The following is a 24,855-nucleotide window of genomic DNA, read 5'->3' as shown; positions in this document are numbered from 1 at the left end:
CTGTGTTTTCTTATGGAAGACGCTTATGGAAAGTTGGCGAATCCGGGAATTGGACGACAGCGCTATCCTGCCTTAAAGCAGCTTATGCGTCTCTCGCGAAATTCGCCTGCGGCGAGACTATATGCCGGCTCTTTTAGAATGGAAAATAATGAATTTTCAATTTGTTATTCTTATTTAGAATATTTGTTGTTGTTTGCCGAGTGTTTCCTGGCTCCGCGTGTCCTTTCAAAGGGGACGCGGAGCGTCCCGGGCTGCATTCCCACGCAGAGCGTGGGAACGAGCGCTGCGGTACGCGCTTCGAATTACAGAAAGTCCTTGTACGCGAACAACGCCGGAGCGCCGCCGGTGTGCAGGAAGATGATGGGGCCTTCATCGAAGCGCCCGCGTCCGATGCCGTCGAGCAGCCCGGCCATGGCTTTGCCGGTGTAGACCGGATCGAGCAGCACAGCGTCCTGGCTGGCCAGCAGCTTCACTGCCGACAGCGTCCCGGCATTTGGCTCGCCATAGCGCGGGCCGAAGTATTCGTCCCACAGCTCGACCTTGAAGCTGTCCGGCAGCGCCACGCCCAGCAGGTCGGCGGTGCGTTCGGCCAGGCCCTGGACTTTCGGGCGCTGATCTTCTTCGCTGCGCGAAACCGTTACGCCGATCACCGGCAGTTGCGGCAGGGCTTCGCTCAACGCCAGCGCCAGACCGCTGTGGGTGCCGGCACTGCCCGAGGCCAGGACTACGGCGGAAAATTGCAGCCCGGTGTCCTTGATCTGCTCAGCCAGCTCCAGACCGGCGCGCACGTAACCCAGCGCGCCGAGGGCGTTGGAGCCACCGATCGGCACCAGATACGGCTTCTTGCCGTTGCTGCGCAGGCGCACGGCGAGGGCGGCCAGTTGTTCGTCGGCGTTGTCGAGGTTGTCGACCAGCTCGACCTTGGTGTCGAACAGATCCAGCAGCAGGCGGTTGCCGTTGCCGGTGTAGTTGCTGTCATCGGTGCCCAGCGGATTTTCCAGCAGGGCCACGCAGCCCAGGCCCAGTTTCGCGGCCAGCGCGGCGGTCTGGCGAACGTGGTTCGATTGCAGTGCGCCGGCGGTGATCAGGGTGTCCGCGCCTTGGGCGAGGGCATCGGCGGCGAGGTATTCAAGCTTGCGCAGCTTGTTGCCGCCCATGGCCAGCGGCGTCAGGTCATCGCGCTTGATGTAGACATCGCGGCCGAGCCAGGTGGACAGGCGTTCAAGTTTTTCCAGTGGGGTCGGTTGGCCGAGCAGGTCGAGGCGGTTAAAGCGTTGCAGCTGTTGTTTGATCGGTTGTGTGGACATGGTTCCGTACTGGCGGAGGAAGATCACAGGACTATAGGCACGCCGATTTTCCGGGGCAACCGCCAATCGCTTATAGCCAAAAGTGCTTGAGCCAGCACTATCGGTTCTTAATTCGCGCCCGTGGGCTTGCCGTAAAGTAGTCGCCGTTGACGCGGCCAGACAGTCCGGCCGCCCGTGAGGAGTCTTTACCGTGAGCGAGCGTTCCAGCCATTGGCAATTGCAGACCATCGTCAGCCAGCTGCGTACCGCGCGGGATCAGTGGCGGGCACAAAATGGCCGTGCTTCCGGCGAGCAGGGCGGGCGCGAATTGCCGTCCCGTGATGCGATGGCGCAGATCCTTGAAGCCCTGTGCGGCGCGCTGTTTCCGATGCGGCTGGGGCCGGTGGATCTGCGTGAAGAGAGCGAAGATTTTTACGTCGGGCACACCCTCGATGTTGCGTTGAATGCGTTGCTGGCCCAGGCACGACTTGAACTGCGTTACGTCGCCCGCCACAGCGCCCGGGATGACAGCGAAGTCGAGGCGCAGGCCACCAGGATCATTCAGGATTTCGCTCTGGCGCTGCCGGGCCTGCGCAGTCTGCTCGACACCGATGTGCTGGCGGCGTATCACGGCGATCCGGCGGCGCGCAGCGTCGATGAAGTGCTGCTGTGCTATCCGGGGATTCTGGCGGTGATCCACCATCGTCTGGCTCACCATTTGTACCGCGCAGGCCTGCCGCTGCTGGCGCGGATCAGTTCGGAAATCGCTCACTCGGCAACCGGCATCGATATTCACCCGGGCGCGCAGATCGGCCGCAGTTTCTTCATCGATCACGGGACGGGAGTGGTGATCGGCGAGACCGCGATCATTGGCGAGCGCGTTCGGATCTATCAGGCGGTGACCCTCGGCGCCAAACGCTTCCCGGCGGACGAGGACGGCCAGTTGCAGAAGGGCCATCCGCGGCATCCGATCGTCGAGGACGACGTGGTGATCTACGCCGGAGCGACGATTCTCGGGCGGATCACCATCGGCAAAGGCTCGACCATCGGCGGCAACGTCTGGCTGACCCGCAGCGTGCCGGCCGGGTGCAACCTGACCCAGGCCAATCTGCAGCATGATGACGGGACACAGAAGTAACACTTGCGCCTCATCGTTCCCGCGCAAGGCGGGAACGATCGCTCTCACTAAAGCGTCATACCCCTCCTTGAGCTAGCGTACGAAAGGTACCGCTGAGCCCTGCGATTAGTCCTGAGCGTACTATCCATGTTTAACTTGAACGTTCATTCAAGTTAAACCGGCGGTTCGCTGCCCGCTCACAACAGGAGGCTTGCCTTTGCTGAGTCCGATCATTTCAGCCATTTTCCAACCCCGTGAGGTGCACCGTTCATGAGTGCATCCTCCACCCCCGCCAGCGGTCTGGTACGCATGAATCCACCGGTGTTCTGGTTCGCCGCAACGGTGATCCTGCTGTTCGGCCTGACGGTCATCGCCATGCCGGAACAGGCCGGCGCCTGGCTTCTCGAAGCGCAGAACTGGGCGGCCAACACGGTCGGCTGGTACTACATGCTCGCGATGACCCTCTATCTGATCTTCGTGGTGGTCACCGCATTGTCGGGCTACGGCAAGATCAAACTCGGTGCCGACCACGACGAACCCGAATTCAGTTACCTGTCCTGGGCCGGCATGCTGTTCGCCGCCGGGATCAGCATCACGCTGTTTTTCTTCTGCGTGTCCGAACCGCTGACCCACATGATCCAGCCGCCGCAAGGCGAGGCCGGCACGGCTGAAGCGGCGCGTCAGGGGATGCAGATTCTGTTTCTGCACTGGGGCCTGCACGGCTGGGGCGTGTTCGCCTTTGTCGGCATGGCGCTGGCGTATTTCGCTTATCGGCACAACCTGCCACTGGCCCTGCGTTCGGCGCTGTACCCGCTGATCGGCAAACGCATCAACGGCCCCATCGGCTACGCGGTGGACGGCTTCGGCATCATCGCCACGGTGTTCGGCCTCGGTGCGGACATGGGCTTCGGCGTGCTCCATCTCAACTCCGGTCTGGACTACCTGTTCGGCATCGCCCACACCCAGTGGATTCAGGTCGGCCTGATCACGCTGATGATGGGCGCAGCGATCATCGTCGCCGTCTCCGGTGTGGATAAAGGCGTGCGGGTCATGTCCGACATCAACATGCTGCTGGCCTGCGCGCTGCTGCTGTTCGTGTTGTTCGCCGGCCCCACACAGCATCTGCTCAACACCCTGATCCAGAATCTGGGCGACTACCTCGGCGCGTTGCCGATGAAGAGTTTCGACCTCTACGCCTACAACAAACCGAGCGACTGGCTCGGCGGCTGGACGGTGTTCTACTGGGCCTGGTGGATTGCATGGTCGCCGTTCGTGGGCCTGTTCATCGCACGGATTTCCCGTGGCCGGACCATCCGCGAATTCGTCTTCGGCGTGCTGCTGATCCCGCTCGGTTTCACCCTGGCGTGGATGTCGATCTTCGGCAACAGCGCCATCGACCAGGTGCTCAATCACGGTATGTCGGCTCTGGGCATGTCGGCCCTCGACAACCCGTCGATGACCCTCTACCTGTTGCTGGAAACCTACCCGTGGAGCAAGACCGTCATTGCGGTGACGGTGTTTATCAGCTTCGTGTTCTTCGTCACGTCTGCCGACTCCGGCACCGTGGTGCTCTCGACCCTGTCGGCCAAGGGCGGAAACCCGGATGAAGACGGGCCGAAATGGCTGCGGGTGTTCTGGGGCGCGATGACCGCACTGATCACCAGTGCGCTGCTGTTCTCCGGCAGCATCGATGCGCTGAAGTCGGCGGTGGTGCTGACCTCGCTGCCCTTCTCGATGATTCTGCTGCTGATGATGTGGGGCCTGCACAAAGCCTTCTATCTGGAGTCGCAGAAGCAGATCGCGCAACTGCATTCGCTGGCGCCGGTGTCCGGCTCACGGCGGGGCAAGGGCGGCTGGCGCCAGCGCCTGAGTCAGGCCGTGCACTTCCCGTCGCGGGACGAGGTGTACCGTTTCATGGACACCACGGTGAAACCGGCCATCGAGGAAGTGACGGCCGTGTTCGCCGAGAAAGGGCTCAATGTCGTTACGCAACCCGATCCGGCGCACGACAGCGTCAGCCTGGAAATCGGTCACGGCGAGCAGCACCCTTTCATCTACCAGGTGCAGATGCGCGGCTACTTCACTCCTTCGTTCGCCCGCGGTGGCATGGGCTCCAAGCAGCTCAACAATCGCCGCTATTACCGCGCCGAAGTGCATCTGAGCGAGGGCAGTCAGGACTACGATCTGGTCGGTTACACGAAAGAGCAGATCATCAACGACATCCTCGACCAATACGAACGGCACATGCAGTTCCTGCATCTGGTGCGTTGATCGGGGCAGGGCGCCGGGACGTTTTCAGGTCTCGGCGCTCAGCACCATGAACAACACCATCGCCGCAATCGGCACGCCGAACACGGCACTGCCGATCGCAATCTCCGACCCCAGCGTCTGCCCGGCGTGCACCACGCCGACCGCCCCGTTGATCACCGTCAACGCCAGCCACAACGCCGCGAAGCCATAGGCCAGCGTCTGCCGACTGAAGCCGATGCGCTCGCCGATGTAGAACATCAGCGCCAGCAGGATCAGGCCGAAGAAGATGATGATTGCGGTGTGCATGGTCGGGATCTACCTGTGGATGGGAGTCGTCCTGGCTTTGCTCATGTTGAGCATAGGTCAGCTGTCGGGCTCATGCTGATCGACACATTTCGCCACGTATACATCTGTTTATGAGAGCTGTGTGCCAGGGCGCGTCCACCGCCGATCTGGCGATTAAACACGCGCCTGTCCACTAGGCTAATATGTCTCCAAGTGTGTATGGTGTGTATTGATGAAGAAGGACAGCTCTTAAAGTACGCAGCTCTTGCTGTCGAACAGGGCGAAGGAAATGCGTAGTCGGGAAATGATCAGGATGATCGAGGAGGATGGATGGTATCTGGTCGCCGTCAAAGGCAGTCACCACCAATACAAACATCCGGGCAAGCCAGGGAGGGTGACGATCAAGCATCCGGATTCAGATCTTCCCAAGGGAACGATCAACAGCATCTTGAAACAGGCGGGTTTGAAATGAAGCCCGTCATTGGAAACGAAATTCCCTTAATGGACATGTCAGAGGAAGGATGCACTTACATGAAATTCCCGGTCGTTCTGCACAAGGATGCCGACTCAGACTACGGAGTGATTATCCCGGATGTACCCGGGTGCTTCTCCGCAGGCACTACGGTAGCCGAAGCATTTGACAACACTCAGGAGGCACTGGCCTTGCACTATGAAGGACTGGTCGCTGATGGCGCACCGTTGCCTCGGGTTCAGGACATTGATGCCCATCTCGAGAATCCGGATTACGCCGGCGGTATCTGGGGTGTAGTCGAGTTTGATATCACTCCCTACTTCGGCAAGTCGGTGCGCTTCAACGCTACGCTCCCGGAGCAGTTGCTGGAGCGTATTGACCAGACTGTGCGACGTGATCAGCGTTACAGCTCTCGCTCCGGATTTCTGGCTGCTGCTGCCTTGCGTGAATTGTCAGCTTAAGGCCGATTTACAGAATTCTGGGTCAGGTACTTTCTCGCTCGATGACTTGGCATTGCAGCAAATTAAGTCGCTGCACCTCATCGCTCGGCAGCACGCCCAGGCTTTCCAGCACCCGCGTCGCCGCGAGTACGCCGATCTCCAGCGCCGGCGGTTTGATGGTGCTCAGGCTCGGCAGCAGCATCTCGGCAAACGGGTAATCGCCGAAGCCGAGGACGGCGCAGTCTTCGGGGATCTTGAGGCCGGCGCGTTGCCCGGCGAGCAGGCCGCCGGCGGCGAGGTTGTCGTTGGCGTAGATGATGGCGTCCGGGCGTTGTGAGGCGTTCATCAGCGCTTCCATTCCTTGCTTGCCGGCCTCGAACGGGGCGTGATCGGCGTCCGGTGCGAACACCCACGGTTCCAGACCGAATTCACGCATGGTCGCGGCGTAACCGTCGCGGCGTTCCAGTGCGCTGAAGTCACCTGGCGCGCTGTTCTGCACGAAGGCGATTCGCCGATAGCCTTTGCCGTGCAAATAACGAGCGGCGTTGACCCCCACTTCGAAGTGCGAGAAACCGATCTGAATCGGTTCGCGATCCGGTTGGTAATCCCAGGTCTCGATCACCGGGATATCTGCTTCGGCGAGCATCTTTTCCGTGCCCGGACTGTGGAAGTGACTGGTCACCACCAGCGCCGCCGGTGACCAGCCGAGGAATGCCCGTACCGCGTTTTCTTCTTGCTCCGCGCTGAAGTAACTCGAGGCCAGCAGCAGTTGGTAGCCATGACGTTCCTTGAATACGTCGGCGGCCTGTTCTACATGCACGGCAAGGATGACGAGACCTATCAGCGCACGCTGACCACTACCACGCGCACAGATCGCGGCGTTGCCGATTACAGCACCACCAGCGACAGCTATGCAGTGTTCGGCGAGAGCACGCTGAATTTCACTTCGGACTTGCGTGGCATCGCCGGCCTGCGCTACACCCACGACGATCTGGAATACGATCACCGTCGAGTTTCCACTTCCGCCACCACCGTCAGCGGCATTCAACCGGCCACCAGGAGTTCCGGTTCGGTGGACGAGGACGGTTGGTCCGGCCGGCTCGGTTTGCAATACGACCTGAGCGATACCGTCACCACTTATCTGACTTACTCGCGCGGCTACAAAGGCCCGGCCTACAACGTGTTCTTCAACATGCAGCCGCGCGACACCGAAGCGCTGAAACCGGAAACCTCCAACACCTGGGAGGCGGGTATCAAAGCCTCAAGCTGGAATAATCGCCTGACCACCAACCTCGCGGTTTTCCACAGCGACTACGACAACTATCAGGCGAACTTCTTCGACACCGTCGCCGGGCAAGTCGTAACTCGGCTAATCAACGCCGGCAGCGTCAGCACCGAGGGTGTGGAACTTGATTTCGCTCTGCAGGCGACCCAGCAACTGAAGTTCTCCGGCGCGCTGGCCTACACCCGCGCCCGGATTGATGAGTTCGCCTGCCCGGCCGGTGCGGCGGCGTCGTGCAACGTCAACGGCAAACCGCTGCCGTTCAGCCCGGACTGGAAAAGCTACGTGCGGGCCGACTACACCATCGCGCTGGATAACGGCCTGGATATCGAACTCGGCACCGACTACAGCTGGCAGAGCGAAGTGCAGTACGACATCAGCCAGAACGCCGACACCAAACAGGGCGCCTACGGTCTCTGGAACGCCAGCGTGGCACTGGCCGATTACTCCAATGGCTGGCGCGTGGCGTTGCTGGGCAAGAACCTCACCGACAAGACGTATTCGCCATTGCTCGCCAGCGGTGGCAACTACATCTACCGCGCTGTGCCGCGCGACGACGAGCGCTACTTCGGCGTGCAACTGCGCAAGGACTTCTGAGATGAGCAGGCAGTTGAAACTCGGCGCGTTCCTCATGGCCACCGGGCACCACGTTGCTGCGTGGCGGCATCCGGACGTACCCGCCAACGCCGGGCTGGATTTCGCCCATTACAAACGCCTGGCACAGATTGCCGAGGCAGCGAAGTTCGACACCTTGTTCGTCGCCGACAGTGTTGCCGCGCCGACCCAGGACATCGCCAGCCGCATGGCCCGTTCGGATCACTTCGAACCGCTGACGTTGCTCTCGGCTTCGAGCGCAGTGACCGAACACATCGGCCTGATCGCCACCGCCACCACCAGCTACAACGAGCCCTACCACTTGGCGCGTAAATTCGCCTCGCTCGATCACCTGTCGGGCGGGCGAGCGGGGTGGAATCTGGTGACCTCGGACAACGCCGCCGAAGCACAGAGTTTCGGCCGCGATGAACACATCGGCCATGCCGAACGCTACAGCCGCGCCCGGGAATTTCATCAGGTGGTCACCGGGCTCTGGGACAGTTGGCAGGACGATGCCTTCATTCGCGACAAGGCCAGCGGCGCGTATTACGATCCGGAAAAACTGCATGTGCTGGATCACGTCGGCGAACACTTTCGGGTCAAGGGCCCGTTGAACGTTGCGCGTTCGCCACAGGGTCAGCCGGTGATTGTGCAGGCCGGCTCGTCGGAAGCCGGGCGTGAACTGGCGGCGCAGACGGCCGAAGTGGTGTTCACCGCGCAGACCTCGTTGGCCAGCGCCCAGGCGTTCTACGCCGACCTCAAGGGCCGCTTGCCGAAGTACGGACGCAACGCCGATTCGCTGAAAATCATGCCCGGCGTGTTTGTCGTGGTCGGACAAACGGAAGCCGAAGCGCAGGAAAAATGTGAAACGTTTCAGCAATTGGTCGAACCCGAGGTTGGCGTCGCCCTGCTTGGGCGTATGCTGGGCAACTTCGATCTGTCGAAGTACCCGCTGGACGGGCCGCTGCCGGAACTGCCGCTGACTGAAAGCGGCCAGCAAAGTCGACAGAAACTGCTGACCGAACTGGCCGGCCGGGAGCATCTGACCCTGGCCGAACTGGGTCGCAGAATCGCCGGCGGTCGCGGGCATTACAGCGTCGTCGGCACCCCGGCGCAGATTGCCGACCGCTTGCAGGAATGGTTCGAGCAAGGCGCGGCGGACGGTTTCAACGTGCTGGTGCCGCACCTGCCGGGCGGGCTCGAGGACTTCGCCATTGGCGTGGTTCCGGAACTGCAACGGCGCGGGCTGTTCAGAACCGAATACGAGGGCCGTACCTTGCGCCAGAACCTTGGCCTCGCCCGGCCCGGCAACAGATTTGCGTAGCAATCGACACCCGATTCAAGACCGACAAGAGAGGATTCGATGACTTACACCGCTGCCGAAAACCGCTATGACTCCATCCCTTACCGTCGCGTCGGACGCAGCGGTCTGGTGCTGCCGGCGCTGTCGCTGGGCCTGTGGCACAACTTCGGCGACAGCACGCCGATCGACACCCAGCGCGCGTTGCTGCGTACCGCGTTCGATCTGGGGATCAACCACTTCGACCTGGCCAACAACTACGGCCCGCCCTACGGCAGCGCCGAGACCAATTTCGGCCGCCTGCTGCGCGAAGACTTCAAGCAGTACCGCGATGAACTGATCATCTCCAGCAAGGCCGGTTGGGACATGTGGCCCGGCCCTTACGGCCAGGGCGGCGGTTCGCGCAAATACGTGCTGGCCAGCCTCGACCAGAGCCTGCAACGCCTCGGTCTGGACTATGTGGATATCTTCTATTCCCACCGCTTCGACCCGGACACCCCGCTGGAAGAAACCGCCAGCGCCCTCGCCACTGCGGTGCAGCAAGGCAAGGCGTTGTACATCGGTATCTCGTCGTACTCCGGGGTGAAAACCCGCGAAATCGCCGCGTTGCTCAAAGAGTGGAAAGTGCCGCTGTTGATTCACCAACCGGCGTACAACCTGCTCAACCGCTGGGTGGAAAAGGACCTGCTCGACACCACCGACGAACTCGGCACCGGCGTGATTGCGTTCACTCCGCTGGCGCAAGGTCTGCTGACCGACAAATACCTCAACGGCGTGCCGGCGGATGCACGGGTCAATCGTCCGGGCGGTGGTTCGTTGCAGGCTTCGCACTTGTCCGAGGCCAACATCGCTCACGTGCGGGCGCTGAACGAGATCGCCAAGCGTCGTGGCCAGAGCCTGGCGCAACTGGCGTTGGCGTGGACGTTGCGCGATCCGCGAGTGACCTCGGCGCTGATCGGCGCGAGCCGGCCGGAGCAGATTATCGAGAACGTCGAAGCGTTGAAGAACCTGAGCTTCAGTGCGCAGGAGCTGGCGGAAATTGACCGGTTTGCCCAAGAGGGCGGGATCAATCTTTGGGAGAAGCCTTCCACGGCTGAATAAGTGACTGGCGCCGAGTCATTCGGCGCCTGCTCTGACGCTTTCGCGGGCAAGCCCGCTCCCACAGGGGGCCGAGTCGTACACAAAACTTGTGAACGCCGCTGTACCTGTGGGAGCGGGCTTGCCCGCGAAGAGGACGGCTCAAGCACCAGGAAAATCGGTGCCTATTTAAAGAACGGCACATCCCCCAATACCGTAGCCCGCTGCATCACCCGCCGCGCCGGACGGTAATCATCCACCGCGTAATGCTGGGTCACGCGGTTGTCCCAGAACGCGATGTCATCCTTCTGCCAGCGCCAGCGAATGGTGAATTCCGGGCGTGTCGCGTGGGCGAACAAGAACTTCAGCACCGCTTCACTCTCGGTTTCCGACAGCTCATTGATCTTCGACGTGAACCCTTCACTGACGAACAGCGAACGCCGTCCGCTCACCGGGTGTGTGCGAATTACCGGGTGCGACAGCGGTGGATTCTTGCGCCGCGCCGCTTCCCACTGCGCCAGTGCTTCCGGGGTATTGCCGTAGCGCTCCAGCGGAAACGAGCGGGTGAAATCATGCGTAGCGGTCAACCCTTCGAGCATTGCCTTCATCGGCGCCGACAGCGCTTCATACGCGGCAATGCCGCTGGCCCACAACGTGTCGCCACCAAACTCCGGCAACAGCTTGGCGCTGAGCACCGCGCCCATGGCCGGGGTCGGCAGGAAGGTCACGTCGGTGTGCCAGATCGCGTTGTCGCGCACGTCGGTGACGGCGGTGTCGAGGATCAGCACTTCTGGCTGTTCCGGCACGTTCGGGTAGATCGGATGAATGTGCAGATCGCCGAAGTAGGCGGCGAAACGCGCCTGCTGCGACGGCTCGATCGGCTGATTGCGGAAGAACAGCACCTGGTATTTGAGCAGCGCCTGCTCGATGGCGTCGCGTTGTTCCAGGTTCAGCGGCTGGCTGATGTCGACGCCGCTGATCTGTGCGCCGAGGGCCGAGCTTAACGGGGTGATGTTCAGGCTGCTCATGGTGGTTCTCTTCAATTCCGGGGCCCCGAAACTGTCGGGGTAGTCAGTGCTGAAAAATCAGTGGGCCTGGCCGTGCCACGGCACCAGCTTGCGTTGCAGGGCGCGCAGGCCCATTTCCATGGCGAAGGCGATCAGGGCGATGACCAGAATCCCCAGCACCACCACATCGGTAACCAGAAATTGCGCGGCCGACTGCACCATGAAGCCCAGGCCGCTGGTGGCTGCGATCAATTCGGCGGCGACCAGAGTCGACCAGCCGACACCCAGACCAATGCGCACACCGGTCAGAATGTCCGGCAGGGCGCTGGGCAAAATAACGTGGCGGATCAGTTGTGCGCGGGTGGCGCCAAGCGATTGCGCGGCGCGCAGTTTGGCCGGGTCGACGGTGCGCACGCCGGTGGCGGTAGCAATCGCGATCGGGGCGAAAATCGCCAGGTAGATCAGCAGCACTTTCGACAACTCGCCGATGCCGCACCAGATCACGATCAGCGGCAGATAGGCGAGTGGCGGAATCGGCCGGTAGAACTCGATCAGCGGATCGAGCACGCCACGGGCGATGCGATTGGCGCCGATCGCAATGCCCACCGGCACGGCGGTCAGAATCGCGAAACCGAGGCCCAGGCCAATGCGGCTCAGGCTCGCGCCCAAGTGCTGCCACAACGTCGAGTCCATGTAGCCCGTGGTCGCCAGCAACCAGCCTTTTTGCAGGACGGCAGACGGTGGCGGCAGGAACAGCGGCTCGATCAGGCCGGTGGCCGTGACGGCCCACCAGATCACCAGTAACGCGAACAGGGTCAGCAGGCTGATCCAGCGGATGCTGAGGCTGCGGCGCACGGGAATCGCCACCGACGTGGTGGCGGGTTTCACTGCGGTGGCGGAAACGTCGTAACTGCTCATGCGCGCTCCTGCCGTTGAACGGCGCTGCGTTGCGAGAACACTTTTGTCAGCACGTGTTCGCGGGTTTCGATGAAGCGTGGATCGGACTTGATCGCCCGCGCCGATTCGCCGGCGGCGTAACGCTTGCCGAAATCCAGGTGCAGGCGCTCGACGATCTGCCCCGGATTCGGCGCCAGCAGAATCAGGTCAGTGGCGAGGAACACCGCCTCTTCAATGTCGTGGGTGATCAGGAATACCGGTTTGGAGGTGCGTTGCCAGACTTGCAGCAACAGCTCCTGCATCTGTTCGCGGGTGAAGGCATCGAGGGCGCCGAAGGGTTCGTCCATCAGCAACACACGCGGGTCCGCCGCGAGGGCGCGGGCCAGGCCGACACGCTGCTTCTGGCCGCCGGAAAGCTGCCAGATGCGACGATGTTCAAAACCGCAAAGGTCGACCAGCGCCAGCATTTCCCGGGCGATCTGTTCGCGTTTGTCCCTGGCCACACCGGCCAGCTCCAGACCGAAGGCAACGTTGGCCAGCACGTCCTGCCAGGGCAGCAGGGCGTCGTCCTGGAATACCACGCCGCGCTCGGCGCTCGGGCCTTTGACCGGCACGTTGTCGAGAGTGATGCGCCCGGCGCTCGGTTCGACGAAACCGGCGATCAGGTTCAACAGCGAAGTCTTGCCACTGCCGGACGGGCCCAGGGCCACCAGCAATTGCCGAGGGCCGAGGGTCAGGGAAATGTCGGACAGAACCGGTTCCGGGCTGCCGGGATACTGTGCGCTGATGCGCTCCAGCTGTAGCAAGGCCATCGCAATTAACTCCCGATCAGTTGGTGATGTACTTGGCGCTGACGTACGGCGCGTAGTCCGGCAGTACCGCTTCGACCTTGCCTTGCTCCTTGAGGAACGCGGCGGTGTCGGTGATGGCTTTGGTGGTCGGTGCGCCGAGGTCGCTGACCTGATCCGCCGCCAGCGGGTAGACGTTGCCCTGCAGCAGCAATGGAATGTCGCTGGCCTTGGCGCCCGAGAGCTTCACCAGCTTGTCGACGTTGCTCTGATTGGCCAGCCAGGCTTTCGGATCCTTGCGGTAGTCGGCATAGGCGTCGAGGGTGACCTTGGCGAAAGCGGTAACGATTTCCGGGTGCTGCTCGGCGAAGTCCTTGCGCACGATCCAGGCGTCGAAGGTCGGCGCACCGAACTTGGCCAGTTCGCCGGAAGTGATCAGCACTTTGCCGTTTTCCTTGGCCACACCCAGCGCCGGATCCCAAACGTAGGTGGCGTCGATGTCACCGCGTTTCCACGCGGCAATGATCGCTGGTGGGGCGAGGTTGAGGACGGTGACTTTCGACGGGTCGATGTTCCAGTGCTTCAGTGCGGCGAGCAGGCTGTAGTGACCGGTGGACACGAACGGCACGGCGATTTTCATGCCGACCAGATCCTGCGGGGTTTTGATGCCGGAGCCGTCGCGGGCGACCAGTGCTTCGGCGGCGCCGATCTGGGTGGCGATGAGGAAGGTTTCCACCGGGACCTTGCGGGTGATCGCCGCGGTCAGCGGGCTGGAACCGAGGTAGCCGATCTGCACGTCGCCGGACGCGATGGCGGCGATGATGTCGGCACCGTTATCGAATTTGCGCCAGTTGATGTCGGCCTTGGTGGCTTTCTCGTAGGCGCCATCGGCCTGGGCAACTTTCGCCGGGTCAACGGTGGTCTGGTAGGCGACGGTGAGGTCGGCGGCCTGAGCCAGGAAACTCGCGGCAGCCAGAGAGGCCACGGCCAGCAGGCGAAGCGGGAAATTCAGTTTCATTGAAAAGCTCCATATCAGGCGACCGAACGTCGGCGTGAAAGGAGACTAAATGATCTAAGAAACTAAAAATAAATAACTTTTTAGAATGAGCTTATGAGCGGAAAAATCTAAGGAAGGGAAGGTGATAGTTCCCACGCAGACGGTTGACAGTTCCCACTCTGCGTGGGAATTCAGCTCGTGATGCTCTGCGTCACTGGGACGCAGAGCGTCCCTTGAGGCATTCCCACGCAGAGCGTGGGAACGATCAACGATAAAAGACAAACGATCAGTTGCTGATCGCCAGAATGCTCGCCTGATACGCACCGACAAACACGTCGAAATCGCCAACCTCGTTCTGTTCCAGCTCAGCCTGTTGCGCCAGCGAAGACCGCGCCAGTTCTTCGAACCTCGCTTGTTCTTCAGCCGCCAACGGCTCGCTGCGGAAGAACTCGGCGTGGGCCTGGCTCTGGCGCAGGGAGAATTGCGCGAAGCTTTCCTTGTGCGTGGCCATCGCCGCCAGCACCTGGGCCGAAGGCGTCAGGGACGAATCCTTGACCTTCGCCAACTGCGCATCGAGCGCCTTGCTGTGGGCATCGCCGCCGTGGCTTTGATCCAGCAGCGCCGCCAGCGGAGCGATTTTTTCCAGCAGTTCGGCGGCCCATTCCTTCAGCTCGACCGGTTGACCGTCGCGCTGCAATTGCAGGCCCGGACGGCGACCTTCCTTGACCACGCTGAGGAAGTTGGAGGTGGCGTTGCCGCAGGAGTTGTTGGTCAGCAGCGGGCTTTCGTTGAGTGCGCAGTACAGCAGGAACGCGTCGAGGAAGCGCGACTCGGTGAGGTCGATGCCCATCGGCAGGAACGGGTTGATGTCCAGGCAGCGCACTTCGACGTACTGAATGCCACGAGACATCAAGGCCTGGATCGGCCGCTCGCCGGTGTAGGTCACGCGTTTCGGGCGGATGTTCGAGTAGTACTCGTTTTCGATCTGCAGGATGTTGGTGTTCAACTGCACCCACTCGCCATCCTGGTGCGTGCCGACTTCGACATACGGCGCGTACGGCGTGGCCACCGCTTTGCGCAGGCTGTCGGTGTAGCTCGCCAGGTCGTTGTAGCACGGGGTCAGGCCGGCCTGGGCGTTGCTCTGGTAACCGAGGTCGCTCATGCGCAGGCTGGTGGCGTAAGGCAGGTACAGGGTGTCCGGATCCAGTTGTTCCAACTGATGCGGACGACCGCGCAGGAAACCGGCGTCCAGCGCCGGCGAGGCACCGAACAGGTACATCAGCAGCCAGCTGTAGCGGCGGAAATTACGGATCAGCGCGATATAGGACGATGACTGGAAATCCCGGTCGGTGCCGACGAAGCCTTCGGCTTCCTTGAGCAATGGCCAGAGCTTTTCCGGCAGGGAGAAGTTGTAGTGAATCCCGGCGATGCACTGCATGGTCTTGCCGTAACGCAGGGCCAGGCCCTTGCGGTAAACGTACTTGAGCTGTCCGATGTTGGAGGTGCCGTAATAGGCGATCGGGATGTCTTCCTCGGCCGGCAACGGGCACGGCATCGATGGACTCCACAGGTACTCGTTGCCGAGCTTGCTGTAGGCGAAGCGATGAATCTTTTCCAGGCTCGCCAGCGTGTCGGCAGGCTCTGGCAGGGCGGGCGTGATGAACTCCAGCAGCGACTCGGAATAGTCGGTCGTGATCTGTTCGTTGGTCAGCGCGGAACCCAGGGCTTCAGGGTGCGGGGTTTGGGCCAGGCGGCCTTCGCCGGTCACGCGCAGGCATTCACGTTCGATACCGTGAAGGCACTGCTCAAGCAGAGAGAGGTTAGCGCGCTCGCCGAGCAGAGCCAGGCGGCGGTTGAGAAGTTCGCTCAATTTGGATTCCTTCACGCGTCAGTCGCCCCAATATGGGGGTGGGCAGGACGGTCTACAAGGGTGAAGTTGAAACTGGCGTTTTCGCCTGGTTTTTCGGGCTCTGAAGCACCCGTTGAAACGCCAACTTCACTCCCTGAATCTGGCCGATGCACGCGAAGATTACGCAGTCCCTGTGGGAGCGGGCTTGCCCGCGAATGGGGCGTATCAGCCAGTATCAACTGGTCTGACACACCCCATTCGCGGGCAAGCCCGCTCCCACAGAAAAGCTCGACGCTGCAATCACAGCGCCGAAATTAACTCAAAATGATGAACAACATCTACAGGACAGCGAACGTGCCTTGCGCTTTTGCGACCAGTTTGTCGCCCTGCATCACATCGGCTTCGACCACCAGCGTGCGCCGGCCCGGGTGGATCACCCGTGCCGTGCACATCACCTCGCCTTCGGAGACGGCGCGGATGTAGTTGATCTTGCACTCGATGGTCGCGCTCTGCTGGTCAAAGCCGTGGGTGCTGGAACAGGCCAGCCCCATGGCGATATCCACCAGACTGAACAGCGCGCCGCCGTGCAGCTTGCCGCCGCGGTTGCGCAGTTCGGGTTCCAGCGCCAGGGCGACTTGCGCCACCCCGGTTTCCAGGCTGTGCAGGCGGCAGCCCAACAGCTTGAAAAACGCGCTCTCGACGAGCCCGGCCGGAATGTCCATCAGCGTTTCTTCAACTGCTTGGCGTTGGCAAACAACGACGCCATCGCGTTATTCACCGGAGCAGCCGGGGTGCTTTCCTTGCGTGGCGCCGAACCCTGCGACTGGCGTGGTGCCGAGCCCGGACGCGAGCCACGGGCACCGTCGATCTTCTCGCCCGGGGTGTCGCTCATGCGCATCGACAGGCCGACGCGTTTGCGCGGGATGTCGACTTCCATGACCTTCACTTTCACCACATCACCGGCCTTCACCGCTTCGCGCGGATCCTTGATGAATTTCTCCGACAGCGCCGAAATGTGTACCAGACCGTCCTGGTGCACGCCGATATCGACGAACGCACCGAACGCGGTGACGTTGGTCACCACGCCTTCGAGGATCATCCCCAGTTGCAGGTCCTTCAAGTCCTCGACGCCTTCCTGGAACTCGGCGGTCTTGAACTCCGGACGCGGGTCGCGGCCCGGCTTTTCCAGTTCCTGCAGGATGTCGGTGACGGTGGGCAGACCGAAGGTCTCGTCGGTGAACTTCTTCGGATCCAGGCGCTTGAGGAACCCGGCGTCGCCGATCAGCGAGCGGATGTCGCGGTCGGTTTCAGCGGCGATGCGTTGCACCAGCGGATAGGCTTCCGGGTGAACGGCCGAGGAATCCAGCGGGTTGTCGCCGTTCATCACGCGCAGGAAGCCGGCGGCCTGTTCGAAGGTTTTCTCGCCCAGACGCGCGACTTTCTTCAACGCAGCGCGGGTCTTGAACGCGCCGTGCTCGTCACGGTGAGTCACGATGTTCTGCGCCAGGGTCGCGTTGAGGCCGGAGATCCGCGCGAGCAGCGCCACGGACGCGGTGTTCACGTCCACACCCACGGCGTTCACGCAGTCCTCGACCACGGCGTCCAGGCCGCGCGCCAGTTTCAGCTGCGACACGTCGTGCTGGTACTGGCCGACACCGATGGATTTCGGATCGATCTTCACCAGTTCGGCCAGCGGATCCTGCAAGCGACGGGCGATCGACACGGCGCCACGGATCGATACGTCCAGATCCGGGAATTCCTTGGCTGCCAGCTCCGAGGCCGAATACACCGACGCGCCCGCCTCGGACACCATGACTTTGGTCATTTTCATCGCCGGATATTTTTTGATCAGCTCGATCGCCAGCTTGTCGGTTTCACGGCTGGCGGTGCCGTTGCCGATGGCGATCAGGTCGATCGAGTGCTTGGCGCACAGGGCGGCCAGGATGGCGATGGTCTGATCCCATTTGTTGTGCGGCACGTGCGGGTAAACCGTGGTGTGATCCAGCAGCTTGCCGGTGGAGTCGACCACCGCAACCTTGCAACCGGTACGCAGGCCCGGGTCGAGGCCCAGGGTGGCGCGCGGGCCGGCCGGGGCGGCCAGCAGCAGGTCGTGCAGGTTGTGAGCGAACACGTTGATCGCTTCGGTTTCGGCGCCGTCGCGCAACTCGCCCAGCAGGTCGGTTTCCAGGTGAGTGTAGAGCTTGACCTTCCAGGTCCAGCGCACCACTTCACCCAGCCATTTGTCGGCCGGCCGGTTCTGGTTCTGAATGCCGACGTGCTGGCCGATCATGCCTTCGCACGGGTGCAGGGTGCCCGGCAGTTCTTCGCCGACTTTCAGCGCGCAGCTGAGGATGCCTTCGTTGCGGCCACGGAAAATTGCCAGCGCGCGGTGCGACGGCACGCCTTTGAGCGGTTCGTCGTGTTCGAAGTAATCGCGGAACTTGGCGCCTTCCTCCTCCTTGCCGGCGATCACGCGGGCACTGAGGGTGGCTTCCTGCTTCAAATAGTTGCGCAGTTTTTCCAGCAGGTTGGCGTCTTCGGCGAAACGCTCCATGAGGATGTACTTGGCGCCTTCCAGCGCAGCCTTGATGTCCGCCACGCCTTTTTCGGCGTCGATGAAGCGCGCTGCTTCGGTTTCCGGGGCCAGGTTCGGATCGTTGAACAGCCCGTCGGCCAGCTCGCCGAGGCCGGCTTCCAGGGCGATCTGGCCCTTGGTACGGCGCTTCTGTTTGTACGGCAGGTACAAGTCTTCGAGGCGGGTCTTGGTGTCGGCGAGTTTGATTTCGCGCTCCAGCTCAGGGGTGAGTTTGCCCTGCTCCTGAATGCTGGAAAGAATGCTGATGCGCCGTTCGTCGAGTTCTCGCAGGTAGCGCAGACGCTCTTCCAGATGACGCAATTGGGTGTCATCGAGGCTGCCGGTCACTTCTTTCCGGTAACGGGCGATGAAGGGAACGGTAGAGCCTTCATCGAGTAGCGCGACGGCCGCTTCGACCTGTTGTGGGCGTACGCCGAGTTCCTCGGCGATGCGGCTGTTGATGCTGTCCATAAAACCACCTGACAAATTGTGAAAGCAGGCTCGCAGGCGCGTAAATAAAGGCCCGGAGTCTGGTGGGGCGGCTTGATGCTGGCCGCTGCCTGGGTCAAAAGGCATCCCATTGACCCGTGAAATCGAACAATTACTGCGGCGCCCATGAAAATAAGGGGCGGCCACCTGCGGTAACGATTCAGACGTTGCCTGACACAAAAGGCCGCGCATTATAACCAGCGTTCTGTCATTCGGGGGCGACGCAGTCTGTAGGCACAAGCCCCGGTTTTCTGGCAGTGAAGGAAAAATCTGCTAACAATGCACACGGTGCGTATAACGGCAGCTACGCCATAATGCGCGCCGAGCTAAAAGGAGCATCCAATGAGCAGCACTGCACAAACTGCTGAAGGCGAAAAAATTCTCATCGTTGACGACGATCCGGGGCTGAGCAGCCTGCTGGAACGCTTTTTCGTCAGCAAGGGCTACCGTGCCCGCGCCGTACCGAATACCGAGCAGATGGATCGTCTGCTGTCGCGTGAAGTGTTCAACCTGGTCGTCCTCGACCTGATGCTGCCGGGCGAAGACGGCCTCACCGCTTGCCGCCGCCTGCGCGGTGCGAACAATCAGATTCCGATCATCATGCTCACCGCCAAGGGCGACGAGCTGAGCCGTATCAAGGGTCTGGAACTGGGCGCCGACGACTACCTGGCCAAGCCGTTCAACCCGGACGAGCTGATGGCTCGCGTCAAAGCCGTATTGCGCCGCCAGGCGGCACCGGTGCCGGGCGCGCCGGGCAGTGAAGAAGAAAACGTCACGTTTGGCGATTACGTGCTGTCCCTGGCCACCCGGGAACTCAAGCGCGGCGACGAAGTGCACATGCTCACCACCGGTGAGTTTGCGGTACTCAAGGCTCTGGTGATGAATGCCCGCCAGCCACTGACCCGCGACAAACTGATGAACCTGGCCCGTGGCCGCGAGTGGGATGCTCTGGAGCGTTCCATCGACGTGCAGATTTCTCGTCTGCGCCGGATGATCGAACCCGATCCGTCCAAACCGCGTTACATTCAGACCGTCTGGGGTGTCGGCTACGTGTTCGTGCCGGATGGCAACTCCACCAAGTGATGGGTGATTTGTAGGAGCGGGTCTGCGCGAAACGGTCGGAAATGCCGTCCGCGCAGACTCGCAATCCGCAATATGCGAGCATTGCTCGCTCCTGCAAGTGTGTAGCGCTTATCCATGAAAACCCCCGTCTGGTTCCCCCAAAGTTTCTTCTCCCGCACCCTGTGGCTGGTGCTCATCGTCGTATTGTTTTCCAAGGCACTGACTCTGGTTTATCTGTTGATGAACGAGGACGTGCTGGTGGATCGGCAATACAGCCACGGCGTCGCCCTGACGCTGCGTGCCTACTGGGCGGCCGACGAAGAAAACCGCGCGAAAATCGCTGATGCCGCGACCCTGATCCGGGTGGTTGGTGCCGGTGTGCCGGAAGGTGAACAGCACTGGCCGTACAGCGAAATCTACCAGCGGCAGATGCAGGCGGAGCTGGGCGCCGACACCGAAGTGCGCTTGCGCATGCACTCGCCGCCGGCCTTGTGGGTTCGCGCGCCGAGTCTCGGTGATGGTTGGCTGAAAGTCCCGCTGTATCCACACCCGCTGCGCGGCCAGAAAATCTGGAACGTGCTTGGCTGGTTCCTGGCGATCGGTTTGCTGTCCACGGCGTCGGCGTGGATTTTCGTCAGCCAGCTCAACCAACCGTTGAAACGTCTGGTATATGCCGCCCGGCAACTCGGCCAGGGCCGTAGCGTGCGCCTGCCGATCAGCGATACCCCCAGCGAAATGGCCGAGGTTTATCGTGCGTTCAACCAGATGGCCGAAGACGTCGAGCAGGCCGGTCGCGAGCGTGAGCTGATGCTCGCGGGGGTATCCCATGACTTGCGCACACCGCTGACCCGTTTGCGGCTGTCACTGGAGTTGATGGGCGACCGCACCGACCTGACCGAGGACATGGTCCGAGACATCGAAGACATGGACGCGATCCTCGACCAGTTCCTCGCATTCATTCGCGATGGCCGGGACGAGTCGGTGGAGGAAGTGGATCTCAGCGATCTGGTGCGTGAAGTGGCGGCGCCCTTCAACCAGAGTGAAGAGAAAGTACGCCTGCGCCTGGAGCCGATCCAGCCGTTCCCGCTGCGTCGGGTGTCGATGAAGCGTTTGCTGAACAACCTGATCGGCAACGCCTTGAATCATGCCGGCGGCAGCGTGGACGTCGCGGCCTATGTCTCCGGAGACACCAGTGCGCCGTACGTGGTGCTGAGCGTAATGGATCGGGGTGCGGGGATCGATCCTTCCGAGCTTGAGGCGATCTTCAACCCGTTCACCCGTGGCGATCGTGCGCGGGGCGGCAAGGGCACCGGGCTGGGACTGGCGATTGTGAAGCGGATTGCTTCGATGCACGGCGGCAATGTCGAGTTGCGCAACCGCTCCGGTGGCGGGCTGGAGGCGCGGGTCCGGTTGCCATTGGGATTGATGCTGCCGCGAGACGCGGTTTAAGTTTCAGGCGGCCTTGCGGCCGCCTGATTCAAGGTTCAACCCTTGCCTTTTGTGCGGGTCATGTTCGGCCCGCCATTCTTCTCAAGGTGCTCGATGATGATCCCCGCCACGTTTTTGCCCGTGGTGGTTTCGATCCCTTCCAGACCCGGTGACGAATTCACTTCCATCACCAGCGGCCCGTGGTTGGAACGCAGAATATCCACGCCCGCCACCGTCAGCCCCATGACCTTGGCTGCACGCAGCGCAGTCATGCGTTCTTCCGGGGTGATTTTGATCAGGCTGGCGCTGCCGCCCCGGTGCAGGTTGGAGCGGAACTCGCCGGGCTTGGCCTGACGCTTCATCGCCGCGATCACCTTGTCGCCGACCACGAAGCAGCGGATGTCCGCGCCGCCGGCTTCCTTGATGTATTCCTGCACCATGATGTTCTGCTTCAGGCCCATGAACGCCTCGATCACCGACTCTGCCGCCGTCGCGGTTTCACACAACACCACGCCGATTCCCTGGGTGCCTTCCAGCACCTTGATCACCAGCGGCGCGCCGTTGACCATGTCGATCAGGTCGGGAATGTCATCCGGCGAGTGGGCGAACCCGGTCACCGGCAGGCCGATGCCCCGGCGCGACAGCAATTGCAGCGAACGCAGCTTGTCCCGGGAGCGGGCGATGGCCACCGATTCGTTGAGCGGAAACACTCCCATCATTTCAAACTGGCGCAACACTGCGCAGCCATAAAACGTCACCGACGCGCCGATCCGCGGGATCACTGCATCGAAACCCTCCAGCGGCTTGCCGCGGTAGTGGATCTGCGGCTTGTGGCTGGCAATGTTCATATAGGCGCGCAAGGTGTCGATCACCACCATTTCATGCCCGCGTTCAGTTCCGGCTTCGACCAGACGGCGGGTGGAATACAGACGCGGATTTCGCGACAGCACAGCGATCTTCATGCAACACCTGTGGAGGAGGTAGATACCGGGAACACCGGCTTGTCTTGTACATATTTGATGCCCGGATTGACCACCAGCTGGCCGTCGATCAGGGCTTTGGAACCGAGCAACAGGCGATAGCGCATGGACTTGCGGCAGGCGAGGGTGAACTCGATCGGCCAGACCCTGTCACCCAGGGCCAGCGTGGTGCTGATCACGTAGCGCACCTGGGCCTGGCCATTGGAACTCTTGATGGTCTTGCGGGCGACCAGCGGCGCCTCGCATCGCCGATGGCGCAACTGCACGACGGTGCCCAGGTGCGCGGTGAAGCGCACCCACTTCTCACCGTCGCGTTCGAACGGCTCGATGTCGGTGGCATGCAGGCTGGAGGTGCTGGCGCCGGTATCGATTTTTGCCCGAAGGCCGGCGACTCCCAGATCCGGAAGCGCCACCCACTCGCGCAGACCGATAACGGTCAAATGGTCAAATGTCTTCAAAGGAAAAAACCAACGATTAACGCGTCCACGCTTCAGGGGACACCTGGGCCAACGCTTTGAATGCGGGCCTGGCGAACCAGAAACCCTGCATCAGAAATATTCCGCAGTCCGCCAGGAAATCCCGTTCCCCCGCAATCTCTATGCCTTCGGCGATGACTGTAACGTTCAACTCCGCACAGATTGTGACAATCCCCCGAACGATAGCCTGACGAACACGGTCACGGTCGATATCGCGGATCAGCGACATGTCGAGTTTGATCAGATCCGGTTGGAAATCGGCCAGCAGATTGAGCCCCGAATAACCGGCACCGAAATCGTCGATGGCCGTCTTGAAGCCGAATTCGCGGTATTCACGCAGAATATTGGTCAAATGGCGATAGTTATCTACGTGCTCGCTTTCCAGGGTTTCGAAAATCAGCCGGTCGATCGGGAAATTGTGTTTCCTGGCAGCCTCCAGGGTGCTGCGAATGCATAACTCTGGACGATAGACGGCGTTGGGCATGAAGTTGATCGACAAGTGTGTCTGCATATTTAGTTCGGCTGCGCCTTCGATGGCGCGAGTCCGGCAGAGCTGGTCGAAACGGTAGCGATTATCTTCCGTAACCTGATCCAGCACGGTTAAAGCGCCTTCACCGGCCACACCACGAACCAGTGCCTCGTAGGCGTACACCGACTCGTCACGCAGATCCACGATGGGCTGATAGGCGAAGGAAAAATCGAAGCCCAGCGGTTCGCTTTGCTGGCAGCCCGCGCACCCGGATTTGGGTGAGGTCAATGAAGACGGAAATTTGGTCACTCGATCACTCCATGCCGTTGACCCGGCGAAGATCACAGTTTATCTGGAGGGCCGGATTCTTGCGCCCGACAGAATCGGTAGTACAGTTCCGACTACTGGCTGAACGAGGAATTCATATGGCGCAAAAACAGGAAGAGGACGACAAGGTCCGTCTCGACAAGTGGCTGTGGGCTGCGCGTTTTTTCAAGACTCGCGCGTTGGCCAAGGCTGCCATCGAGAGCGGCAAAGTGCATTGTCGGGGAGAGCGCTGCAAACCTGGCAAAGAACCACGCATTGGTGATGAGTTCGAGATTCGTACCGGCTTCGACGAGAAGACCGTGGTGGTTCAGGCCTTGTCGATCGTGCGTCGCGGCGCACCTGAGGCGCAGACGCTGTATGCCGAGACCGAGGCGAGTATTGCCAAACGTGAATCGGCTGCTGCGATGCGCAAGGCCGGCGCTCTGGGCGTGACCACTGACGGTAAACCGAGCAAGAAGCAGCGTCGGGATCTGTTTAAATTTCGTGGGAACAGTAGCGGCGAATAAAAAAACGCAGCCTGCCGGACTGGGTTCAAGACCCGCTGGCGGCTGCGTTTTTTTCAGCCATTTGATTACTGCGCGGACACCACACTCATCCGCGAAATCACCGGCAGTTTGCCCAGCAGCCGGAAAACCGGCGACGTGACCTTCAACCAGAAGTTCGCCGCGTGATAAGCAAATGGCGTGTAGTAACCCCAGCCCAGTGCCCACACCGCCAGCAGCATGCCGCCGATGTAATCGTCCTGGCCCCAATGGGCACCGGCGACCAGACGCGGCAGCATGAACAGCAGCGCCAGGCCCCAGATCACTGCGAACTGGCCGACCGTGCGGCTGAACACGCCCATGAACAGCGCCCAGATCAGCAACACCGAAGCGTGGTCACCGGGGAAGCTCTGGCTCGAGCGATCCTTCAGTTCCCATGTCTTCTCCAGATGCGGGAAGTAATCGCTGATATGCACCGCGCCTTCGAGCACCATCGACGGGCTGCTGTGTTGCCAGTCCATGTGATCGGCGAACTTGGAAAACAGCGCGCGGATCACCACCATCAACAGCAGGATCGAGAAAAATCCGAAAAAGGCGCGACGCACGTCAATCGCCCTGAACACCCAGTCGCCCTTGATCAGCAGCATCAGCAGAATCAGGCCGACGACGATGTCGAACGGTCGCAGACTTGCAATTGCCCAGATGTGGAGCCATATGGGGTTGCTGGCCAGCGGTGCGTTGAGTGAGCGGAACAGCCACTCGTCGAAAATCACACACAGCATCTGACCCGTAGGCCATAACCAGAAAGCCAACAGTGCCAATGGCACGATGTTGCACAGAACCAGCCGGCCGAGGTTCCACCTTGATTGGAACAAACCCGGATTGTTCATAAAATGCCTCCCGTGGCTGAACATCGGCATCAAGAA

22 protein-coding genes and 2 pseudogenes are annotated in these 24,855 nt (G+C 61.3%); 10 read left to right on the top strand and 14 right to left on the bottom strand.

Annotated elements, in window-relative coordinates; translation table 11 throughout:
- Nucleotides 1-302 precede the first annotated feature (302 nt).
- Complete coding sequence (locus CAF73_RS11605) at nt 303-1,307, bottom strand: D-cysteine desulfhydrase (RefSeq protein WP_085702744.1); 1,005 nt, start codon at nt 1,305-1,307, stop codon at nt 303-305.
- A 190-nt stretch (nt 1,308-1,497) separates the two neighbouring features.
- Here CAF73_RS11605 and epsC point away from each other — a divergent pair, with 190 nt between their 5' ends.
- The gene (gene epsC, locus CAF73_RS11600; RefSeq protein ID WP_085697995.1) at nt 1,498-2,424 is read left to right on the top strand and encodes a serine O-acetyltransferase EpsC; all 927 of its coding nucleotides are present in this window, start codon (nt 1,498-1,500) and stop codon (nt 2,422-2,424) included.
- 288 nt (nt 2,425-2,712) lie between these two features.
- Nucleotides 2,713-4,674, top strand: a complete 1,962-nt coding sequence (gene betT / locus CAF73_RS11595; protein WP_176247724.1) for a choline transporter BetT — start codon at nt 2,713-2,715, stop codon at nt 4,672-4,674.
- Nucleotides 4,675-4,698: 24 nt separating this feature from the next.
- Here the strand turns inward: betT and CAF73_RS11590 are convergent, their stop codons facing one another.
- Nucleotides 4,699-4,959 (bottom strand): hypothetical protein, encoded by a 261-nt coding sequence (locus CAF73_RS11590; protein ID WP_085697997.1) that lies wholly within the window; start codon nt 4,957-4,959, stop codon nt 4,699-4,701.
- Between the two features lie 268 nt (nt 4,960-5,227).
- Here CAF73_RS11590 and CAF73_RS11585 point away from each other — a divergent pair, with 268 nt between their 5' ends.
- Both CAF73_RS11585 and CAF73_RS11580 read left to right on the top strand, forming a co-directional pair.
- Nucleotides 5,228-5,410, top strand: coding sequence for a type II toxin-antitoxin system HicA family toxin (locus tag CAF73_RS11585; protein ID WP_065261145.1), 183 nt, complete (start codon nt 5,228-5,230; stop codon nt 5,408-5,410).
- 59 nt (nt 5,411-5,469) lie between these two features.
- A complete protein-coding gene (locus CAF73_RS11580) occupies nt 5,470-5,871 on the top strand; it encodes a type II toxin-antitoxin system HicB family antitoxin (RefSeq protein WP_085684410.1) in 402 nt (133 codons plus the stop codon).
- A 22-nt stretch (nt 5,872-5,893) separates the two neighbouring features.
- Here the strand turns inward: CAF73_RS11580 and CAF73_RS11575 are convergent.
- Nucleotides 5,894-6,634: pseudogene (locus CAF73_RS11575) on the bottom strand (substrate-binding domain-containing protein); the annotation flags it as partial.
- On the opposite strand from CAF73_RS11575, the pseudogene CAF73_RS11570 reads away from it, so the two are divergent.
- The 3 genes and pseudogenes from CAF73_RS11570 to mgrA form a co-directional block, all read left to right on the top strand.
- Nucleotides 6,635-7,729, top strand: a pseudogene (locus CAF73_RS11570) (TonB-dependent receptor); the annotation flags it as partial.
- Between the two features lies 1 nt (nt 7,730).
- Nucleotides 7,731-9,050: an LLM class flavin-dependent oxidoreductase gene (locus tag CAF73_RS11565; RefSeq protein WP_085702741.1), complete on the top strand. Its 1,320-nt coding sequence runs from the start codon at nt 7,731-7,733 to the stop codon at nt 9,048-9,050.
- A 39-nt stretch (nt 9,051-9,089) separates the two neighbouring features.
- Nucleotides 9,090-10,127 carry an L-glyceraldehyde 3-phosphate reductase gene (mgrA, locus tag CAF73_RS11560; protein ID WP_085702740.1) on the top strand — a complete coding sequence of 346 codons (1,038 nt, stop codon included), beginning with the start codon at nt 9,090-9,092 and terminating at the stop codon, nt 10,125-10,127.
- A gap of 161 nt (nt 10,128-10,288) precedes the next feature.
- Here mgrA and tauD read toward each other — a convergent pair whose 3' ends face one another.
- From tauD to CAF73_RS11525, 7 genes are all read right to left on the bottom strand, one after another.
- The gene (gene tauD, locus CAF73_RS11555) at nt 10,289-11,131 is read right to left on the bottom strand and encodes a taurine dioxygenase (protein WP_085698001.1); all 843 of its coding nucleotides are present in this window, start codon (nt 11,129-11,131) and stop codon (nt 10,289-10,291) included.
- Between the two features lie 57 nt (nt 11,132-11,188).
- Nucleotides 11,189-12,028 (bottom strand): taurine ABC transporter permease TauC, encoded by an 840-nt coding sequence (tauC, locus tag CAF73_RS11550; protein WP_085702739.1) that lies wholly within the window; start codon nt 12,026-12,028, stop codon nt 11,189-11,191.
- Nucleotides 12,025-12,819 (bottom strand): taurine ABC transporter ATP-binding subunit, encoded by a 795-nt coding sequence (gene tauB, locus CAF73_RS11545; RefSeq protein WP_085702738.1) that lies wholly within the window; start codon nt 12,817-12,819, stop codon nt 12,025-12,027. The genes tauC and tauB overlap by 4 nt, the downstream gene beginning before the upstream one ends.
- A gap of 16 nt (nt 12,820-12,835) precedes the next feature.
- Nucleotides 12,836-13,813, bottom strand: coding sequence for a taurine ABC transporter substrate-binding protein (tauA, locus tag CAF73_RS11540; protein ID WP_085702737.1), 978 nt, complete (start codon nt 13,811-13,813; stop codon nt 12,836-12,838).
- Nucleotides 13,814-14,078: 265 nt separating this feature from the next.
- The gene (gene gshA / locus CAF73_RS11535; protein ID WP_085698004.1) at nt 14,079-15,662 is read right to left on the bottom strand and encodes a glutamate--cysteine ligase; all 1,584 of its coding nucleotides are present in this window, start codon (nt 15,660-15,662) and stop codon (nt 14,079-14,081) included.
- Between the two features lie 317 nt (nt 15,663-15,979).
- On the bottom strand, nt 15,980-16,363 hold the full coding sequence (locus CAF73_RS11530) for a PaaI family thioesterase (protein ID WP_007952699.1): 384 nt from the start codon (nt 16,361-16,363) through the stop codon (nt 15,980-15,982).
- Nucleotides 16,363-18,687, bottom strand: coding sequence for a Tex family protein (locus CAF73_RS11525; RefSeq protein WP_085702736.1), 2,325 nt, complete (start codon nt 18,685-18,687; stop codon nt 16,363-16,365). Before CAF73_RS11525 ends, CAF73_RS11530 begins: the two co-directional genes overlap by 1 nt.
- A gap of 360 nt (nt 18,688-19,047) precedes the next feature.
- Here CAF73_RS11525 and ompR point away from each other — a divergent pair, with 360 nt between their 5' ends.
- Together ompR and CAF73_RS11515 are read left to right on the top strand one after the other, a co-directional pair.
- Nucleotides 19,048-19,788, top strand: coding sequence for a two-component system response regulator OmpR (ompR, locus tag CAF73_RS11520; protein ID WP_007952694.1), 741 nt, complete (start codon nt 19,048-19,050; stop codon nt 19,786-19,788).
- A 114-nt stretch (nt 19,789-19,902) separates the two neighbouring features.
- Complete coding sequence (locus CAF73_RS11515; RefSeq protein ID WP_085698006.1) at nt 19,903-21,216, top strand: ATP-binding protein; 1,314 nt, start codon at nt 19,903-19,905, stop codon at nt 21,214-21,216.
- A 35-nt stretch (nt 21,217-21,251) separates the two neighbouring features.
- On the opposite strand, the gene rimK is transcribed toward CAF73_RS11515, so the two are convergent.
- Genes rimK through CAF73_RS11500 form a run of 3 tightly spaced genes read right to left on the bottom strand, consistent with a single transcriptional unit; the run spans nt 21,252 to nt 23,429 of the window.
- A complete protein-coding gene (gene rimK, locus CAF73_RS11510) occupies nt 21,252-22,157 on the bottom strand; it encodes a 30S ribosomal protein S6--L-glutamate ligase (protein ID WP_065257794.1) in 906 nt (301 codons plus the stop codon).
- A complete protein-coding gene (locus CAF73_RS11505) occupies nt 22,154-22,600 on the bottom strand; it encodes an ATP-dependent zinc protease (RefSeq protein ID WP_170844915.1) in 447 nt (148 codons plus the stop codon). Before CAF73_RS11505 ends, rimK begins: the two co-directional genes overlap by 4 nt.
- A gap of 49 nt (nt 22,601-22,649) precedes the next feature.
- Nucleotides 22,650-23,429, bottom strand: coding sequence for an EAL domain-containing protein (locus tag CAF73_RS11500; RefSeq protein ID WP_085702735.1), 780 nt, complete (start codon nt 23,427-23,429; stop codon nt 22,650-22,652).
- 116 nt (nt 23,430-23,545) lie between these two features.
- Here CAF73_RS11500 and CAF73_RS11495 point away from each other — a divergent pair, with 116 nt between their 5' ends.
- On the top strand, nt 23,546-23,953 hold the full coding sequence (locus tag CAF73_RS11495; RefSeq protein WP_085702734.1) for an RNA-binding S4 domain-containing protein: 408 nt from the start codon (nt 23,546-23,548) through the stop codon (nt 23,951-23,953).
- Between the two features lie 65 nt (nt 23,954-24,018).
- On the opposite strand, the gene CAF73_RS11490 is transcribed toward CAF73_RS11495, so the two are convergent.
- Nucleotides 24,019-24,819 carry a phosphatase PAP2 family protein gene (locus CAF73_RS11490; RefSeq protein ID WP_085698009.1) on the bottom strand — a complete coding sequence of 267 codons (801 nt, stop codon included), beginning with the start codon at nt 24,817-24,819 and terminating at the stop codon, nt 24,019-24,021.
- Between the last annotated feature and the right edge of the window lie 36 nt (nt 24,820-24,855).

The sequence above is a fragment of the Pseudomonas sp. B15(2017) genome (genome assembly GCF_002113215.1).
GTDB lineage: Bacteria > Pseudomonadota > Gammaproteobacteria > Pseudomonadales > Pseudomonadaceae > Aquipseudomonas.
The sequence above is the reverse complement of the archived record's forward strand: the minus strand, read 5'-3'. Positions and strand labels throughout refer to the sequence as shown.

Coding starts and splice junctions, on each gene's coding strand:
- CAF73_RS11605 (WP_085702744.1), bottom strand. CDS start 1,307: ATGTCCACACAACCGATCAAACAACAGCTGCAACGCTTTAACCGCCTC.
- betT (WP_176247724.1), top strand. CDS start 2,713: ATGAATCCACCGGTGTTCTGGTTCGCCGCAACGGTGATCCTGCTGTTC.
- CAF73_RS11590 (WP_085697997.1), bottom strand. CDS start 4,959: ATGCACACCGCAATCATCATCTTCTTCGGCCTGATCCTGCTGGCGCTG.
- CAF73_RS11585 (WP_065261145.1), top strand. CDS start 5,228: ATGCGTAGTCGGGAAATGATCAGGATGATCGAGGAGGATGGATGGTAT.
- CAF73_RS11580 (WP_085684410.1), top strand. CDS start 5,470: ATGAAATTCCCGGTCGTTCTGCACAAGGATGCCGACTCAGACTACGGA.
- CAF73_RS11565 (WP_085702741.1), top strand. CDS start 7,731: ATGAGCAGGCAGTTGAAACTCGGCGCGTTCCTCATGGCCACCGGGCAC.
- mgrA (WP_085702740.1), top strand. CDS start 9,090: ATGACTTACACCGCTGCCGAAAACCGCTATGACTCCATCCCTTACCGT.
- tauD (WP_085698001.1), bottom strand. CDS start 11,131: ATGAGCAGCCTGAACATCACCCCGTTAAGCTCGGCCCTCGGCGCACAG.
- tauC (WP_085702739.1), bottom strand. CDS start 12,028: ATGAGCAGTTACGACGTTTCCGCCACCGCAGTGAAACCCGCCACCACG.
- tauB (WP_085702738.1), bottom strand. CDS start 12,819: ATGGCCTTGCTACAGCTGGAGCGCATCAGCGCACAGTATCCCGGCAGC.
- tauA (WP_085702737.1), bottom strand. CDS start 13,813: ATGAAACTGAATTTCCCGCTTCGCCTGCTGGCCGTGGCCTCTCTGGCT.
- CAF73_RS11530 (WP_007952699.1), bottom strand. CDS start 16,363: ATGGACATTCCGGCCGGGCTCGTCGAGAGCGCGTTTTTCAAGCTGTTG.
- CAF73_RS11525 (WP_085702736.1), bottom strand. CDS start 18,687: ATGGACAGCATCAACAGCCGCATCGCCGAGGAACTCGGCGTACGCCCA.
- ompR (WP_007952694.1), top strand. CDS start 19,048: ATGAGCAGCACTGCACAAACTGCTGAAGGCGAAAAAATTCTCATCGTT.
- CAF73_RS11515 (WP_085698006.1), top strand. CDS start 19,903: ATGAAAACCCCCGTCTGGTTCCCCCAAAGTTTCTTCTCCCGCACCCTG.
- rimK (WP_065257794.1), bottom strand. CDS start 22,157: ATGAAGATCGCTGTGCTGTCGCGAAATCCGCGTCTGTATTCCACCCGC.
- CAF73_RS11495 (WP_085702734.1), top strand. CDS start 23,546: ATGGCGCAAAAACAGGAAGAGGACGACAAGGTCCGTCTCGACAAGTGG.
- CAF73_RS11490 (WP_085698009.1), bottom strand. CDS start 24,819: ATGAACAATCCGGGTTTGTTCCAATCAAGGTGGAACCTCGGCCGGCTG.